Annotated in this window: 13 protein-coding genes and 1 pseudogene; 2 read left to right on the top strand and 12 right to left on the bottom strand. The window is 59.6% G+C overall.

Annotation, left to right across the window (positions count from 1 at the left end; translation table 11 throughout):
* Nucleotides 1-239: 239 nt before the first annotated feature.
* Both ACYZUA_RS17500 and ACYZUA_RS17495 read right to left on the bottom strand, forming a co-directional pair.
* On the bottom strand, nt 240-1619 hold the full coding sequence (locus ACYZUA_RS17500) for a UDP-glucose dehydrogenase family protein (protein WP_461959871.1): 1380 nt from the start codon (nt 1617-1619) through the stop codon (nt 240-242).
* Nucleotides 1620-1728: 109 nt separating this feature from the next.
* A pseudogene (locus tag ACYZUA_RS17495) lies at nt 1729-1806 on the bottom strand (hypothetical protein); the annotation flags it as partial.
* Between the two features lie 335 nt (nt 1807-2141).
* Here ACYZUA_RS17495 and ACYZUA_RS17490 point away from each other — a divergent pair.
* Nucleotides 2142-3080, top strand: coding sequence for a site-specific integrase (locus tag ACYZUA_RS17490; protein ID WP_461959870.1), 939 nt, complete (start codon nt 2142-2144; stop codon nt 3078-3080).
* A gap of 10 nt (nt 3081-3090) precedes the next feature.
* Here ACYZUA_RS17490 and ACYZUA_RS17485 read toward each other — a convergent pair whose 3' ends face one another.
* The 10 genes from ACYZUA_RS17485 to ACYZUA_RS17440 form a co-directional block, all read right to left on the bottom strand.
* Nucleotides 3091-4161 carry an ABC transporter ATP-binding protein gene (locus ACYZUA_RS17485; protein WP_461959869.1) on the bottom strand — a complete coding sequence of 357 codons (1071 nt, stop codon included), beginning with the start codon at nt 4159-4161 and terminating at the stop codon, nt 3091-3093.
* Complete coding sequence (locus tag ACYZUA_RS17480; protein WP_461959868.1) at nt 4158-5756, bottom strand: ABC transporter permease; 1599 nt, start codon at nt 5754-5756, stop codon at nt 4158-4160. Before ACYZUA_RS17480 ends, ACYZUA_RS17485 begins: the two co-directional genes overlap by 4 nt.
* Before the next feature lie 3 nt (nt 5757-5759).
* Nucleotides 5760-6773 carry an iron ABC transporter substrate-binding protein gene (locus ACYZUA_RS17475; protein WP_461959867.1) on the bottom strand — a complete coding sequence of 338 codons (1014 nt, stop codon included), beginning with the start codon at nt 6771-6773 and terminating at the stop codon, nt 5760-5762.
* A gap of 196 nt (nt 6774-6969) precedes the next feature.
* Nucleotides 6970-7527, bottom strand: coding sequence for a PqiC family protein (locus tag ACYZUA_RS17470; RefSeq protein ID WP_461959866.1), 558 nt, complete (start codon nt 7525-7527; stop codon nt 6970-6972).
* Between the two features lie 16 nt (nt 7528-7543).
* On the bottom strand, nt 7544-9202 hold the full coding sequence (locus ACYZUA_RS17465) for a PqiB family protein (RefSeq protein WP_461959865.1): 1659 nt from the start codon (nt 9200-9202) through the stop codon (nt 7544-7546).
* Nucleotides 9183-9839, bottom strand: coding sequence for a paraquat-inducible protein A (locus tag ACYZUA_RS17460; RefSeq protein WP_461959864.1), 657 nt, complete (start codon nt 9837-9839; stop codon nt 9183-9185). Before ACYZUA_RS17460 ends, ACYZUA_RS17465 begins: the two co-directional genes overlap by 20 nt.
* On the bottom strand, nt 9836-10432 hold the full coding sequence (locus ACYZUA_RS17455; protein ID WP_461959863.1) for a paraquat-inducible protein A: 597 nt from the start codon (nt 10430-10432) through the stop codon (nt 9836-9838). Before ACYZUA_RS17455 ends, ACYZUA_RS17460 begins: the two co-directional genes overlap by 4 nt.
* Before the next feature lie 124 nt (nt 10433-10556).
* Entirely contained in the window at nt 10557-11858 is a 1302-nt protein-coding gene (locus ACYZUA_RS17450) for an NAD(P)/FAD-dependent oxidoreductase (protein ID WP_461959862.1), read from the bottom strand.
* Entirely contained in the window at nt 11855-12943 is a 1089-nt protein-coding gene (locus ACYZUA_RS17445; protein WP_461959861.1) for a polyamine ABC transporter substrate-binding protein, read from the bottom strand. The genes ACYZUA_RS17450 and ACYZUA_RS17445 overlap by 4 nt, the downstream gene beginning before the upstream one ends.
* 163 nt (nt 12944-13106) lie before the next feature.
* The gene (locus ACYZUA_RS17440) at nt 13107-14465 is read right to left on the bottom strand and encodes a glutamine synthetase family protein (RefSeq protein ID WP_461959860.1); all 1359 of its coding nucleotides are present in this window, start codon (nt 14463-14465) and stop codon (nt 13107-13109) included.
* Between the two features lie 161 nt (nt 14466-14626).
* On the opposite strand from ACYZUA_RS17440, the gene ACYZUA_RS17435 reads away from it, so the two are divergent.
* Entirely contained in the window at nt 14627-15550 is a 924-nt protein-coding gene (locus tag ACYZUA_RS17435; RefSeq protein WP_461959859.1) for a helix-turn-helix domain-containing protein, read from the top strand.
* The last annotated feature ends 11 nt before the right edge of the window (nt 15551-15561 follow it).

The raw sequence follows: 15561 nt of genomic DNA, 5'->3' as shown, positions 1-15561 counted from the left end.
TTTTGTCGATGGGGCACCTTATTGAAAACGTCTTCGAGTATATGTAGGGATTTTCCGGGTGTCCGGTAGGACGAGAGCGAATTTGCGGGCCTAACGGCGTTACAAGGTGGAATGCAGCAGGACGTAATCGTTCTTATCGAAACGGCCGCTCAAAATGGGCGGCAATACACCCCGGCGCTGAACAATAGCAACGCCGACAGCCCTGGCCCCAGGGACTGTCGGCGGATCTAACGTCGCAATCAAGCGACGACCGAAGCGGCCGGCCATTGCTGGTACGGAATCGGCAGATTGCGCGATTCACCACGACCCATCGGGAAGTACATGAACCCAGCGCGGGCCAGGCGATCGGCGTCGTACAGGTTGCGTCCGTCGAAGATCACCGGTGCGTTGAGCCGCTGCTGGATCAGGCTGAAATCCGGGGCCTTGAACTGCTGCCATTCGGTGCAGATGATCAATGCGTCAGCGCCGGACAACACCGACTCCGGTGTGCCCATCAGCATCAATCTCGATTCATCGGGATACAGCTGCTGGGTTTGCTGCATGGCTTCCGGATCGAACGCTCGGACATTGGCCCCGGCCGCCCACAGCGATTCCAGGAGCACCCGGCTCGGCGCATCGCGCATGTCGTCAGTGTTCGGTTTGAACGCCAGGCCCCACACGGCAAAGGTCTTACCGCGCAAATCGCCCTTGTAGAACGCGTTGATGCGCTCGAACAACTTGTGCTTCTGACGCTGGTTGATCGCTTCCACCGCCTGCAGCAGATCGCTGGAGCAATGCGCCTCTTCAGCGCTGTGGATCAGCGCGCGCATGTCCTTCGGAAAGCACGAGCCGCCATAACCGCAGCCGGGATAAATGAAGTGATAGCCAATGCGCGAATCGGCGCCGATACCCAGGCGCACCGATTCGATGTCGGCGCCCAGGTGTTCGGCCAGTTCGGCGATCTGGTTGATGAAGCTGATCTTGGTCGCCAGCATGCAGTTGGCGGCGTATTTGGTCAGCTCGGCGCTGCGCAGGTCCATGAACATGATCCGGTCATGATTGCGGTTGAAGGGCGCGTAGAGGTCGCGCATCACGTCACGCACCTCATCACGTTCGCAGCCGATGACGATCCGGTCCGGGCGCCGGCAATCGGCCACGGCAGAGCCTTCTTTCAAAAACTCAGGGTTGGAGACGATATCGAATTTCAGCAAGCGGCCGACCTTGATCAGGCACTTGTCGATATGCGCGCGCAAGGTGTCACCCGTGCCTACCGGTACCGTGGATTTCTCCACCAGAATCACCGGTTGTTCACGGTGACGCGCCACGGCTTCTCCCACCGACACCACATAACGCAGATCCGCCGAACCATCGTCCCGGGAGGGCGTACCGACGGCGATAAACAACACCTGGCCATGCTGCACTGCAAACTTCTCGTCAGTGGTGAACTGTAGCCGTTTGGCTTCCAGGCTTTCGCGTACCAGGCTGGCGAGCCCCGGTTCGAAAATGCTCACGTGGCCTTGTTGCAGCAGTTCAACTTTCTTCTCGTCATTGTCCATGCAGACCACGTCGTGGCCAACTTCAGCCAGGACGACCGCTTGCACCAGGCCAACGTAACCGCAACCAAATACACTGATTTTCATGAGGCACTCCTGAGTTCGGACGCGGGAGCAGGGCGAGAGTTGATGGTGATGACGCCGAGGCGACTCGCTACTGTTCGCCGTCAGGATAGGCAAGGCCATATTTCAATTAGCCTATCGTGTTGTACAACGCCACGTCCGCGCGTTTCAGACGCCAGGCCAAAGCCGCGGCGGCGCCGAGGTCGTTGCTCGGGGCGTAAGCCGACCTTCAGCGTAAATGGCGAAAGAAACGTGATTTCAATTATTTAGCTAACTGCCAGGCACACGCTGTATTTGACTTTTACAGCCGTGGTCGGCAGGTTGGGAGCCCATCGAGGCTCACCGTATTGATTGAAGGTTATGTCAGAGAAACATGAAAATCCGGTGGCCGAATCGTTGATCTGGTAGTCATACAGCCACTGTTCAGAGTTCTGCCGTTCATCGAGTTTTTTAGTAGGCAGTCCTACAGAAGTGTCCCGTTTTATATGAAGGATGTTTCAATCCTTAGTTGTTTAATGAACTGTTTCCACATTAAGGCCGTTTCGTTTGATTGACTTACCCGCTACCGACTCAATCCCTTCAAAGATCAATCCGCTGACCCTGTACCTGGCACGCCTGGCGCCCTCCAGCCAACTGACCATGCGTTATGTGTTGCAGGACGCCGCTGACCGCTTGGGCTTCGAAGACATGAACGTCGAGGAGATTCCCTGGCACAACCTGCAACCCGAAGATGTCATCGCGCTGGTGGCCACCTTGCGCACCGACGGCTACGCGCCGAACACCTCTTCGCTGTACGTCAACGCGGTGCGCGGGGTGATGAACGAAGCGTGGCGCATGAGCCTGATCAGTCAGGAACACTTGCTGAAAATGCGTTCGGTGAAAGGGATTGCCGGCACTCGATTGTCCCAGGGGCGCAACCTCAGGCGCACGCTGATCCAGGAATTGATGGCGGTCTGTGCCGCCGATCCACGGCCACAAGGGTTGAGGGATGCGGCGATCATCGGGATTTTATATGGCTCGGGCATGCGCAAATCGGAATCGGTGAACCTGGACCTGAACCAGGTCGATTTCGCCGAGCGCAGCCTTCGTGTGACCGCCAAGGGCAACAAGCAATTGATCAAGTACGCACCGGCCTGGGCGTTCGCCAAGCTCAATGACTGGTTGGAGCTGCGGCGCTCGCTACTGAAGGAGGGTGAAGTGGACGATCCGTTCCTGTTTAACCGCATCCGCCGCGGCAGTCACATCACCCGCGAGCGCATCACCAAACATGCGATCTATTACATCGCCCGACAGCGGGGCGCGCAGGTCGGGGTGAAAATCATGCCGCATGATTTTCGACGTTCGTTCATTACCCGCGTGATTGAGGAATATGACTTGTCGATCGCGCAGAAACTCGCCCATCACAGCAACATCCAGACCACGGCCAACTACGATGTGCGCGATGACAACGAACGGCGTCGGGCCGTGGACCGATTCGATCTTTGATGGATGGGGTTCAGGATTCGCTCAGTACGTGGGCATGGCCGATCGTCGAGACGTGAACCGCACTGCCGGCGGGTGGCGCATACAGGCCCGAACTGCGCACCATTAATGATCGACCCGGCTGTTTCCCGGAAACCAACGACTCCAATTCCACCGTCAACGTGCAGGTATTGCCGCTGAAATCCCGCTCGGTCACGACGGCGCGGCACCCGGTAGCCTTGGTCGGGCTGGGCTGGATGCTGACGAGTTGCAGTTGTTCGGGACGCAGCATGATCTGCGCCGATTTATTGTTCCGGTGGTTGTTCACCGGTATCCGACCGAGTTCGCAATGGGCCCAGCCGGCTTCGATTCTGGCGGGCAAGACCACGGCATCCCCCAGAAACACCGCGGTTTGTTCATCCTCGGGGTAGCGGTAAAGGTCCAGCGGATGGCCTGACTGCACCAGCCGACCATCGCGCATCACCGCCAGCTGATCGGCAAACGACAAGGCTTCACTCTGGTCATGGGTGACCAGAATGGTGGTCACACCAGCGTCTGTCAGCAGCCGTGCGACCATTTTGCGCATGGCGCCTCGAAGTCCGGTGTCGAGGGCCGAAAACGGCTCGTCCAGCAACATCAAACGCGGCTGTTGCGCCAACGCCCGGGCCAGCGCCACGCGCTGTTGCTGGCCGCCGGACAGTTCATGGGGCCAACGGTTGGCCATGTTTGCATCCAGCGCCACGCTGTCCATCAATTCTGCGACTCGCTGCTGTTTTGCACCGCCCTTGATCGAAAGCCCGAAACCGATGTTGGCGGCCACGGTCATGTGCGGGAACAGGGCGCCGTCCTGCGGAACATAACCAATCAAACGCTGATGCGCCGGGACTTCATGGGTGTTGTCGACGAGCGTTTGACCATTGAGTGACAGACGGCCCGTGTCCGGGAATTCGAAGCCGGCGATCATCCGCAACAGCGTGGTTTTTCCTGAGCCGGACGGGCCGACGATGACCGTTCGGCTGCCCGTTGGCACCGACAGGTTGATGCTCTCCAGCGCTTGATGGGCGCCGTAGGATTTGGAAATGGAATGTAGTTCAAGAGCGTTCATCGGCCAGCCGTTCGTTTGGATTGGTGATAAAGAAGTCCGGTCAAGGGAAGCGACAGCAAAATCATCAGCAAGGCATAGGGCGCAGCCGCGGCGTAGTCGATTTCGCTGGTCATGGCCCAGAATCCGGTGGCCAGGGTGCGCGTGCCGTTGGGGGCGAGCAGCAGGGTGGCGGTCAACTCATTGGTGATCGCCAGAAACACCAGCGCGGCGCCAGCGGCAGCGCCCGGCGCGGCCAGGCGCAGGGTGATCAGCCACAACGCCCGGGCGGGCGAGCGGCCGAGGCTGCGGGCCATGTTTTCCAGCTCAACCGGTGCCTGGGCGATACCGGCGCGCAAACTCACCAGGGCGCGGGGCAAAAACATCAGCAGATACGCCAGCAGCACCGTAATCGTGGTCTGGTAAATCGGCCGGGCGAAATGGATGGTGACGGTCACCAAGGCCAGGGCTACCACGATCCCGGGCAACGAACTGGTGATGTAGTTGCAGCTTTCCAGTACACGTTGCAACCGGCCCGGAGAGCGAATCGACAGCCAGGCAATCGGGATGGCGGCGCAGGTGGTGAGGGCGGCCCCCGCAACGCCGAGCAGCAGCGTCTGTTCCAGCGCCGGCAGAAGTTCGTCCATCTGCCAGACCTGCGTACCGCCGGCGATCAGCCAGTTACCTAAAGTCACCAGTGGCACGCCCAACGCCAGTGCGCAGGTCGTGACTTGCACGGTCAGGGCGAGGAGGGTGGTTGCGGGTTTCAGGCGCACCACCCGCTGTTCACGAGCGCTTCCCGACCCGACCCGGGCGTAACGCGCCGTACCGCGAGCGGCCGATTCTGCGGTCAGCATCACCAGGCAACACAGGGCGAGCACGCTGGCTAGCATGTGGGCGGCGGGGCCGTTGAAGGTGGACTTGAACTGATCGAAGATGGCCGTGGTGAAGGTGTCGAAGCGGATCATCGCGTACAGGCCATATTCGGCCAGCAAGTGCAGGCCTACCAGCAACGCGCCGCCGCAGATGGCCAAGCGCAGTTGCGGCAGCACCACGCGGAAAAATATCGCCCAGGGTTTTAGCCCCAGCGATTCGGCAACGTCTTCGATGGCCGGATCGAGCCTGCGCAGGGTCGCTGCAATCGGCAGATAGAGGAACGGGAAGTAGGCGATGACCGAGACCAGAACCCCGGCAAACAGCCCGTGAATCGGCGGGACCAGACTGACCCATGCATAGCTGTGGACGAACGCCGGCACCGCCAGCGGCGCGGTCGCCAACAACGACCACCAGCGCCGCCCCGGCAGGTTGGTGCGTTCTGTCAGCCAGGCCAGAGACAGGCCTAACGTGACGCACAACGGAATCGTGATCACCACCAGTAAAACGGTGTTGATCAATAGTTCAGCGACCCGCGGCCGGAACACCAGTGGCACAAGGGTCGCCCAGCCTGTCTGAAACGATACGCCGATGACGAAGGCAATCGGCACCAGCGACAGCAGCGAAACCAGCACCGACAAGCCAATCACCCACGCGCCACCACGTCCCGCGAAGAGGCCGCGGGATCGTCGTCGCAAATGTGCGGGTATCGTCTCGGCGACACCCGCCGGCAAGGTTTCAGGCATCAATTAGAGCAGTCCCGCCTGAGTCATCAGCTCCACGGCTTTTTTACTGTCGAGTTTTGAAGCATCGACTGTCGGCGCGTCGAGTTGCTGCAAAGGCACCAGTTTTGGATTGGATTCAGCGTTCTTGCCCACGGCGTATTCGAACGATTTGCCGGTCCTGAGGATCGCCTGGCCATCTTTGCCGGTAATCCATTTGAGGAACGCCTGGGCTTGTTCCTTGTGTTTGCTGGACGCCAGCACGCCGCCACCGGAGACACTGACAAACGCGCCCGGATCCTTGTGCCTGAAGTAGTGCAGGGCGGTGTTCTTGCTGTTCTCGCCGGTCTTGGCCTGGTCGCCGAAGCTGTAATAGTGGTAGATCACGCCGCTGTCGATCTGCCCGGCGTTGACCGCTTTGAGCACGGCGCTGTTGCCCCGGTATGCGGTAAAGTTGGTTTTCATCCCTTTCAGCCACTCCAGGGTCGCGGCTTCACCCTTGAGTTCCAGCACGGCGGCGACGATGGCCTGGAAGTCGGCACCGGCCGGCGACGCGCCCCAACGACCTTTCCAGTTCGGGCCGGCGAGGTCCATCAGCGCCTTGGGCAGCTCGGCTTCGGGCAGTTTGCTCGGGTTATAGACAAACACCGTGGAGCGCGCGGCGATCCCCACCCATTTGCCATGGGCCGGGCGGTAAGCATCGCCGACCTGTTCCAGGGTGGCCGGCGCAACCGGTGCAAACAGCCCCGCGTTGTCGACCAGCACCATGGCCGGGGAGTTTTCGGTCAGGAACACGTCGGCCGGGGAGGCGGTGCCTTCCTGCACGATCTGATTGCCCATCTCGGTGTCGTCACCATTGCGCACGGTGACCTTGATGCCGGTTTCCTTGGTAAAGCCCTCGATCCAGGATTTGGTCAGGCTTTCGTGCTGGGCGTTGTAGACCACGATGCCATCGGCCTCCGCCGCATACACGTGACCGGCACTCAGCAGTGCGGAGGCCAGCAGTGCTGTTTTCAGGAAAGAAGGGAGGTTGGGACTCATGCGTTGGCAGCTCCTGTTTTTTAAGATCGTGCGCGCAGACTCGGCAGAATCGACGGCAAGGGTCGTCGATCAGTGTAGATCAATACGAATCATTTGCATGTTTGAGACGCGGCAAATGTAAAGTGCCAAATGAGAAAAAAGCGTCAAAATGTAGCAGCCGGCGAAGCCTGCTGCTACGGATCGCGTTATGGCTTAATTAAGCCGATGGACACCCTTTTTGTGTTCCGCCCGCGGCCTGGCTGATAAGCGCGGCCAGGCGTTTGACGTTGTTTTGTTGAGCCGCCACCAGCTCATCGATGGACGGCCCTGAAGGCGTCTGCAAAGTGCTGCGGCAGGTGAGTAGCGCCGCATCACCTTCGCTCAGATTGCGCAGGCGCCACTTGACGTCGATCAACGCATATTGACCGGGAATCGAATCAAACCGCTGCACGTCCAGCCGCACCGATACGTTGCGTCGAGGATTGCTGTTGACCATTTGATCGACCAGGGCGCTGCGCAATTCATCCACCAGACTTGCACCCCACCACTCGGTCTCGAGGATCGCCATGCCACTGTTGCCCTGGCGAATGACGATCTGCGGACGATCGACCTGGGGCGGCACGCTGATGCCCTCGATCTGGATCTCCGCAGCACTGGTCCTTGAATTGCCGCTCGGTTGAGCCGGGGTCAGGGTGTGGAATTGAATCGGATCACCGCGGCAAGCGGCGAGTAGCAACAATGCAGTGACCAAGCTGATTTTCAGCGGATAAACCATGAGTGTGCTCCTGTGGTCATTTGCGCGGCGGCCCTTGCAGGTCGATCGGCGCGGCATTGTCGGGACGACCGCGAATCAGTGATTCCGGATGCCGTCCCAGGTAATCCGAGAGTTCACGCAAGGAGCGCGACATGCGCCCGAGTTCGTCGAGGGTCTGACCTAATTGTTCGCGTTGCGGCGAGTCTTCGGCCAAGGTCGAACTGGCCGATTGCAGCGTCTTGCTGACATCCGCCATGGTGGTCTGCACGCCGGGCAGGGTCTTGGCGTTGAATTGCACCAGACCTTTGCGCAGTTCGACGAGGTTGCTGTCAAGGTTGCCAGCGATGCGCTCGATCGGCAGTTGGTTGATCTTGTTGACCATGCCCTCCAGTTTTTCCTGCAATTGTTCGAGGCTGCCAGGAACGGTCGGGATAGAGACTGGGCGGGCGGTCGGATCGAATGCGACTTTCTCCGCTTTGGGGTAGAAGTCGAGCGCGATGTAGAGCTGACCGGTCAACAGGTTGCCGCTACGGGCCTGGGCCCGCAGACCGTTGTCGATGAAACTGCCGATCAGGCGTACGCCTGCGGCTTCGTCGTTGGGGTCGTGCTTCAAGACCTCGAGCATTTTGATGTGTGCCTGGCCGAGGCGTTGCGGGTAGATCACGATGCCGACATTGACCGGGAAACTGCGCTTTTTCACGTCGAAATCCAAAACGACCGACACGACTTTGCCGAACTCGATGCCAAGGAATTCCACCGGCGCGCCGACCCTCAGCCCGCGCAAGGCCTGATCGAAACGCAAACTCAAGAATTGCCCCTTGCCACTGGGCGGGGCGAGGGCGGTTAGCTGGTCTTCGAACAGGTCGTAAGTTTTGTCCTCGGTAGCCGGTTGATCGTTGGGGCTGTATTCCGGAGCGCGGAAGGCGATGCCGCCCACCAGGATCGATGACAGCGATTCTGTTTTCACCGAGAAGCCGTTGGCGCCGACGTTCACGTCGATCCCGCTGGCGTTCCAGAAGCGGGTGTTTTCAGTGACGTAGGCATCGTTGGGCGCGTGGATGAACACTTCAATGTTGACCCCTTTGCCGTCGGCGTCCAGGGCATAGGCCACCACTTGACCCACCGGAATCTTGCGGTAATAAACCGGAGAGCCAATGTCCAGCGAACCGAGATCCTGGGTGTGCAGAGTGAAACGTTTGCCCGGCTCACCATAGGTAATCGGCGGCGGGTTTTCCAGGCCGATAAAGTTTTTTGCACGAGCGTTGGCCTGGCCGATGTCGGCGCCAATGTAATCCCCGGACAGCAAGGTATCGATACCCGACACCCCGCCGGCGCCAATACGCGGGCGCACGACCCAGAATTGCGAGTCTTCGCGGGTGAAACTTTCCGCCTGCTTGGACAGTTTGATGGTGGCGTTGACGCTCTTCTGATCGTTGCTCAACTCCACGTCCGAGACATGGCCGATCACCACGTTGCGGTACTTCACTTCGGTCTTGTTGGCCGTCAGGCCGCTACCGGTTTTGAACGTGACGGTAATGGTCGGACCTTCCTGCATGATGGTGTGTACGACCAGGGAAATCCCCACCAGCACCGCGACGATCGGCACGATCCACACCAGCGAAACGCTGAAGCGGCGGGTGGTCTTGACAGGGGCCTGCCCAGGGGCTTGCGGCCCGTCAGTGGCTTGCGACTTCATCCATGACCTCCTCGTTTTGCGGATTTTTCCGCTCTTTATCCCAGATCAGGCGTGGGTCGAAACTCATCGCCGACAGCATGGTGAAGACCACCACCAGGCCAAAAAACAGAATGCCCGGGCGCGGTTCGATATCGGCCAGGGCTTGAAACTTCACCAGTGAGGCCACCAGGGCGACCACGATCACATCGAGCATCGACCAGTAACCAATGAGCTCGACGAAACGGTACAGCGTTGACCGTTGCTTATTCGCCCATTGGCTGTCGCGCTGAACGGTCACCAGTAACAGCGTCAGGGCGACGAACTTGATGCCCGGCACCGCGATGCTGGCGATAAAAATAATCAGGGCAATGTCCCAGGCGCCGTGCTGCCAGAACTCCAGTACACCGCTCATGATCGTGCTATCGGCGCCGTTGCCGACCATCTGGGTGTTCATCACTGGCAGCAGATTGGCCGGGACATAAAACGCCAGGGCAGTGAACATGTAGGCCCAGGTCCGGGCCAGTGAGTTGGTTTTGCGCCGATGCAGCGGCGCGCCGCACCGTGTGCATTCGTGAGGTTCATCGGTCATGTCACAGGCCAGGCCGCAGCTATGACACAGGCACAGGTTGAGTTCACTCGCCACCGGAGGCCTGTTCATAAGATGTCCCATAGATCACGGATGTCGCGTCCGGCGATGCGGATCATCATCAGACTGAGAATGGCCAGGGCAAACAGGCCGATGCCGGGCAGCACATCCAGCAATCCGGCGAGTTTGATGACCGCGACCATCGCCCCCAGCAGACAGACCTCCAGCATGCTCCAGGGCCTGAGGGTTTCCAGCCAGCGCATGCAGAACCTGAAGCCGGGCGAGCGCTGGTGGGCGAGGGCGAAGCTCAGGACCCAGATAAGCAGCAACAGCTGGAAAATCGGCGCGATGATTATCGCGATCGCCGCCACCATGGCGATGAACGTGATCGGCCCCAGACTCAGGGCCAGCACCGAATCCCAGAGTGTTGCGCTGTTTTTAAGGCCTTTGAGGCTGATGCTCATGACGGGATAGAAGTTGGCGAAAATCCACAGCATCAACGCGGTGAAGGTCAACGCCAGACGTTGCTCCACCGTCAGACCGTTATAGCGCTGAAGCACGCCGCCGCAGCGCGTACACAGGGTTTTTTGATGTTTGGCGAGCGTGACTTTTTGATACACGCAGTCGCAGTGCTCGCAGATGATCAGTGGGTCAGTCGTAGCCATAGGCTGCACTCGCCAGGACGCAGGGAAGTCAGAGCACTCCCTCAATATAGAAGGACCTCGCAATTGAGCAAATTAAAAGGTTATTCAATGGGATGCGGACGGACGGTGATCCTGTAGGGGGCGGTCAGCCGAGCAGTTCGCGCAGGCGATACCAGAACATCCCGAGCGCCAGTAGCGGGGAACGCAGCATCGGCCCGCCGGGAAAGGTCATGTGCGGCACCGCGCTGAACACGTCAAAGCCCTGACTGTGTCCGACGTGGATCGCTTCGCCCAACAGCTTCGCGCACCAGTGGGTCACGTTCAGGCCATGACCGGAGTAGCCCTGGGCGTAAAACACATTAGGGTGCTGGCTCAAGCGCCCAACCTGGGGGAAGCGATTGGCGCTGATGCCAATCATGCCGCCCCATTGATAGTCGATGCGCACGTTGGCCAGTTGCGGGAAGACCTTGAGCATGTGCGGGCGCATATAAGCTTCGATGTCCGCCGGATCACGCCCGGAATAATGACAGGCCCCGCCGAACAGCAAGCGTCGGTCTGCCGAGAGCCGATAGTAATCCAGACCGACTTTCTGGTCGCAGAGCGCCAGGTTATGCGGGATCAACTGCGCTGCAACGTCGGGTGCCAACGGCTCGGTGGCGATGATGTAGCTGCCCGCCGGAAGGACCTTGCCGCTCAGTTTCGGTTCGAGTTCTTCCAGGTGCGCGTTGCACGCCAGCACCAGACTGCCGGCGCGCACCGTGCCGCCGGCACAGCGAACCTGCGCCGTGCTGCCATGGATCAACTCCAGCACCGGGCTCTGTTCGAAGATCCGTACGCCGAGAGATTCGGCTAGCCGCGCTTCACCGAGCACCAGATTGAGCGGATGCAAATGACCCGAGCCCATGTCGACCAGACCACCGGCATACACGCCTGAGTTCACCACCTGCTGACGGATCTGATCCGGTCCGACGAGGCGTGTTTCATGGGCGTAACCGGATTCGGTCAGACCTTCTTGCTCAGCCTTCAATGCAGTGAATTGCGCCGACGTGTTGGCCAGTTCACAGAATCCCCAGCGCAGGTCGCAATCAATCCCGTGCTCACGAATGCGGCTGCCCACAAGCGCAACCGATTCGACACCCGCACGCTCAAGGTAGCGCACGCCTTCTTCACCGACATGACGGGCAAAACCGCTGACGTCATGGCCGATACCGCGGATCAACTGCCCGCCGTTGCGCCCGCTGGCGCCCCAGCCGATCCGTCGGCCCTCCAGCAAAATCACCGAGAGCCCGCGCTGCGCCAGTTCGATCGCGGTGTTAACGCCGGTAAAACCGCCGCCGATCACACAGACGTCGGCTTCAAGGTTCTCGGCCAGTGTGGGGTAGGGCGCCATTCCATTGGCTGACGCCGCGTAATAGGAGCGAGCATGTTCGTTGCTGTACTGGTTCATTGGTTGGACTTCACTTTGCTCCAGGAACGGGTCATCAAACGCATGATCGCCTGGGGCGGGGTGGTCGAAATGTAGAGCTTGTCGAGGACTGCCTGGGGCGGATAAACCTCAGGGTTGTTGACCAGCTCAGGGTCCATGTCGTGCTTGGACGCCGGGTTGGGGTTGGCGTAACCGACTGACTCACTGACCTTGGCAATCACTTGCGGATCGAGCAGGTAATTGATGAAAGCATGCGCCTCTTTCTGGTTGCTGGCATCTGCGGGAATCGCCAACAGGTCGAACCACAAGTTACTGCCTTCCTTGGGAATCGCGTAGGCGATGTTCACGCCGTTCTTGGCTTCCTTGGCCCGGTTCGCGGCCTGGAACACGTCACCCGAGTAACCGAAAGCCACGCAGATGTCGCCGTTGGCCAAATCTGAAACGTACTTCGAGGAGTGGAAGTAGGTGATGTAAGGGCGGATGGTCAACAGCTTCGCTTCAGCCTTTTTGAAGTCTTCAGGGTTTTCGCTGCGCGGGTCCATGCCCATGTAATTGAGCACGGCCGGGAACACTTCATCGGCCGAATCCATCATCGACACGCCGCACTGGCTGAGTTTCTTCAGGTTCTCCGGTTCGAAAAACACCGCCCAGGAGTCGATGCGGTCAATGCCGAGCACTTGCTTGACCTTGTCGACGTTGTAGCCGATGCCGTTAGTGCCCCACAGGTAGGGGACCGAGTGTTCGTTGCCCGGATCGTTTTTCTCCAGCAGCGCCAACAGTTTCGGGTCGAGGTTCTTGAAGTTGGGCAGTTGCGAACGATCGAGTTTCAGGAACGCGCCGGCCTTTACCTGGCGAGCGAGGAAGTGGTTGGACGGCACCACCACGTCATACCCGGTGCGACCAGCGAGCAATTTGCCCTCCAGGGTTTCGTTGGAGTCGAACACGTCGTAGATCACCTTGATCCCGCTTTTCGCCTGGAAGTCGGCGAGGGTGGTCTCGCCGATGTAATCGGTCCAGTTGTAGACGCTGACCGTTGGCTTAGCCTGCGCAACGGCGCTGAACAATAACGCCAGTGCGACCGGCACCACGGATTTCAATAGACGCATACGACACCTCTTCTAATTGTTGGATTTTTCAGGCGTTTTTTGGTGTTCTGACGGCCGCCTTCGTCGGAACGCCGCCCGGAGCCGGCTCGCTCCCACATTTGGAATGCATTCCCCTGTGGGAGCGAGCCTGCTCGCGATGAGGCCCTCACGGGCAGCGCAGATCTCAAACGCTGAGCAGCAGGAACTCTCGCTCCCAGGAGCTGATCACGCGTTTGAAGTTCTCGTGTTCGGCGCGCTTGACCGCGACATATCCGCGGACGAATTTGCTACCCAGATAACGCCCGATGGTTTCGCATTCTTCCATCTGCGTCAGGGCGTCTTCGATGGTGATCGGCAGGCGCAAGTTGCGACGTTCGTACGCACGGCCCTGGACCGCAGCGCTCGGTTCTATGCGCTCGACCATACCCAGATACCCGCACAACAGGCTCGCAGCGATCGCCAGATAAGGGTTGGCATCGGCGCCCGGCAAACGGTTTTCCACGCGCATCGCGTCCGGCGTTGAAGTCGGCACACGCAGGCCCACGGTACGGTTTTCTTCGCCCCATTCCACGTTCACCGGTGCCGAAGTGTCCGGCAGGAAGCGGCGGAACGAATTGACGTTCGGCGCAAACATCGGCAGCACTTTGGGGATGTACTTTTGCAGGCCGCCGATGTGGTGCAGGAACAGCTCGCTCATCTGCCCGTCGGCATTGGCAAAGATCGGCTGGCCGGTGGCGATGTCGACGACGCTCTGGTGGATATGCATGGCGCTGCCGGGTTCATCGCCAATCGGTTTGGCCATGAAGGTTGCGGTGACGTTGTGCTTGAGCGCCGCTTCGCGCAGGGTGCGCTTGAACACAGTGATCTGGTCGGCCAGGTCCAGTGCGTCGCCGTGACGGAAGTTGATTTCCATCTGCGCCGGGCCGTCTTCGTGGATCAAGGTATCGAGGTCCAGGCCTTGAAGCTCGCACCAGTCGTACACGTCTTCAAACAGCGGATCGAATTCGTTGGCGGCGTCGATGGAAAAAGACTGACGGCCACTTTCCGCACGGCCCGAACGCCCCAGCGGTGCCTTGAGCGGCAAGTCCGGATCTTCGCAGCGCTGGGTCAGGTAGAACTCCATTTCCGGCGCGACAATCGGCCGCCAGCCTTTGTCGGTGTACAGCTGCAGGACTTTTTTCAGCACGTTGCGCGGTGACAGTTCGATCGGGTTGCCGAACTTGTCGAAGGTGTCGTGAATCACGATGGCGGTGGGCTCGATGGCCCATGGGATCACGTACACCGCATCGGAGACGGGCTTGCACACCATGTCGATGTCGGCCGGGTCGAGCAGGTCGTAGTAGATGTCGTCGTCGACAAAGTCCCCGGTTACCGTTTGCAAAAGCACACTTTCCGGCAGGCGCATGCCTCGCTCATGCAGGAACTTGTTGGTGGGTGCAATTTTGCCGCGTGCGATGCCGGTCAAGTCGCTGACCACACACTCGACTTCGGTAATCTTGTGATCTTTCAGCCACGTGAGCAACTGATCGAAAGGGACATTCATAAAGACCTCGTTATTGGTTTTATTAACGCCGGGGAGGCTGGTTTCATCCACCACACACTTCCCCTGTGGCGCGTTGACGACTATCTTGGGCGAGCCTTGACGTTCCATCTATCCACTTTCAGCAGCACCAAAACGCACCAAACGAGTGCGTAAGGTCACCCATGACAACGTGCAATCCCCTGCAAGTCCAAGCGTTCAACACCGCCGATGTCGCCGAGCAAATCCGCGCCACGCCGGGTTGGGTGCAGCATTACCAGCAAATGTCACCGGGGCATTTCGCCGGGCGCGTGCGCTACCTGGACCTGCAAGGCGTGGAGATTTACGAGGAACAGATGAACACGCGGGTCGAGCAGAATTTCAGCGCGCCCGAAGGCTCGCTGGCGTTCTGTTTCGATCGCAGCGACAACGCGCTGTACGTGTTGAATGGCGAAAGCCGCAACATCTGGATCACCCCGGAGAACTACCAGGAAATCGCCGTGGTGTTCGGTCCGGAGTTCGTGCAGCGTCACGGTTTGAACGTGGCCAGGCTCGAAGGCCTGTTCATGGCGCCACTGAATTCGGGGCAGAACGCGTTGTTCAGCCGCTGGCTCAGCGGGACATTGACCCGACTGGCGCAGACGCTCGATCCGCCGAGCAGGGACGCGTTGACCCAGCAGTTGCTGGAAGACTGCCTGTACATCCTCGACAACGCGTGTGTTTGCCTTGATCGCGGCGGTTTACAGCGCCGCGCCGAAGAGCGCGCTGTGATGAAACGCATTGGTGAATGGGCGGCTGATGCGCCGGAAGACACCCTGAATCTGCTTGAGCTTTCACAAGTCGCCGGGGTTTCACTGCGGCAGTTGCAGCATGCGTTCAAAGCCTATACAGGGATGACCCCGACCCATTGGCTGCGCTTGCGCCGACTCAACAGCGCACGCCGCGAGTTGCTCAGCCGCACAGCGATGGATACCACCGTTGCCGAAGTGGCGATGCACTGGTCGTTCTGGCATTTGGGGCGTTTTTCCAGCAGTTATCGCGCGTTGTTCAACGAACTTCCCAGTCAGACGCTCGCCCGCAAACCCTGTAGCGCAGCAGGTCGCGGGTAAGCCGTGGGCCA

The sequence above is a fragment of the Pseudomonas sp. LS2P72 genome (assembly GCF_054897865.1).
The sequence above is the reverse complement of the archived record's forward strand: the minus strand, read 5'-3'. Positions and strand labels throughout refer to the sequence as shown.

Excerpts from the sequence above, each read along its gene's own strand:
- ACYZUA_RS17465 (WP_461959865.1), bottom strand. The coding sequence starts at position 9,202 with ATGAAGTCGCAAGCCACTGACGGGCCGCAAGCCCCTGGGCAGGCCCCT.
- ACYZUA_RS17500 (WP_461959871.1), bottom strand. The coding sequence starts at position 1,619 with ATGAAAATCAGTGTATTTGGTTGCGGTTACGTTGGCCTGGTGCAAGCG.
- ACYZUA_RS17470 (WP_461959866.1), bottom strand. The coding sequence starts at position 7,527 with ATGGTTTATCCGCTGAAAATCAGCTTGGTCACTGCATTGTTGCTACTC.
- ACYZUA_RS17480 (WP_461959868.1), bottom strand. The coding sequence starts at position 5,756 with ATGCCTGAAACCTTGCCGGCGGGTGTCGCCGAGACGATACCCGCACAT.
- ACYZUA_RS17435 (WP_461959859.1), top strand. The coding sequence starts at position 14,627 with ATGACAACGTGCAATCCCCTGCAAGTCCAAGCGTTCAACACCGCCGAT.
- ACYZUA_RS17460 (WP_461959864.1), bottom strand. The coding sequence starts at position 9,839 with ATGAACAGGCCTCCGGTGGCGAGTGAACTCAACCTGTGCCTGTGTCAT.
- ACYZUA_RS17455 (WP_461959863.1), bottom strand. The coding sequence starts at position 10,432 with ATGGCTACGACTGACCCACTGATCATCTGCGAGCACTGCGACTGCGTG.
- ACYZUA_RS17475 (WP_461959867.1), bottom strand. The coding sequence starts at position 6,773 with ATGAGTCCCAACCTCCCTTCTTTCCTGAAAACAGCACTGCTGGCCTCC.
- ACYZUA_RS17440 (WP_461959860.1), bottom strand. The coding sequence starts at position 14,465 with ATGAATGTCCCTTTCGATCAGTTGCTCACGTGGCTGAAAGATCACAAG.
- ACYZUA_RS17450 (WP_461959862.1), bottom strand. The coding sequence starts at position 11,858 with ATGAACCAGTACAGCAACGAACATGCTCGCTCCTATTACGCGGCGTCA.
- ACYZUA_RS17445 (WP_461959861.1), bottom strand. The coding sequence starts at position 12,943 with ATGCGTCTATTGAAATCCGTGGTGCCGGTCGCACTGGCGTTATTGTTC.
- ACYZUA_RS17485 (WP_461959869.1), bottom strand. The coding sequence starts at position 4,161 with ATGAACGCTCTTGAACTACATTCCATTTCCAAATCCTACGGCGCCCAT.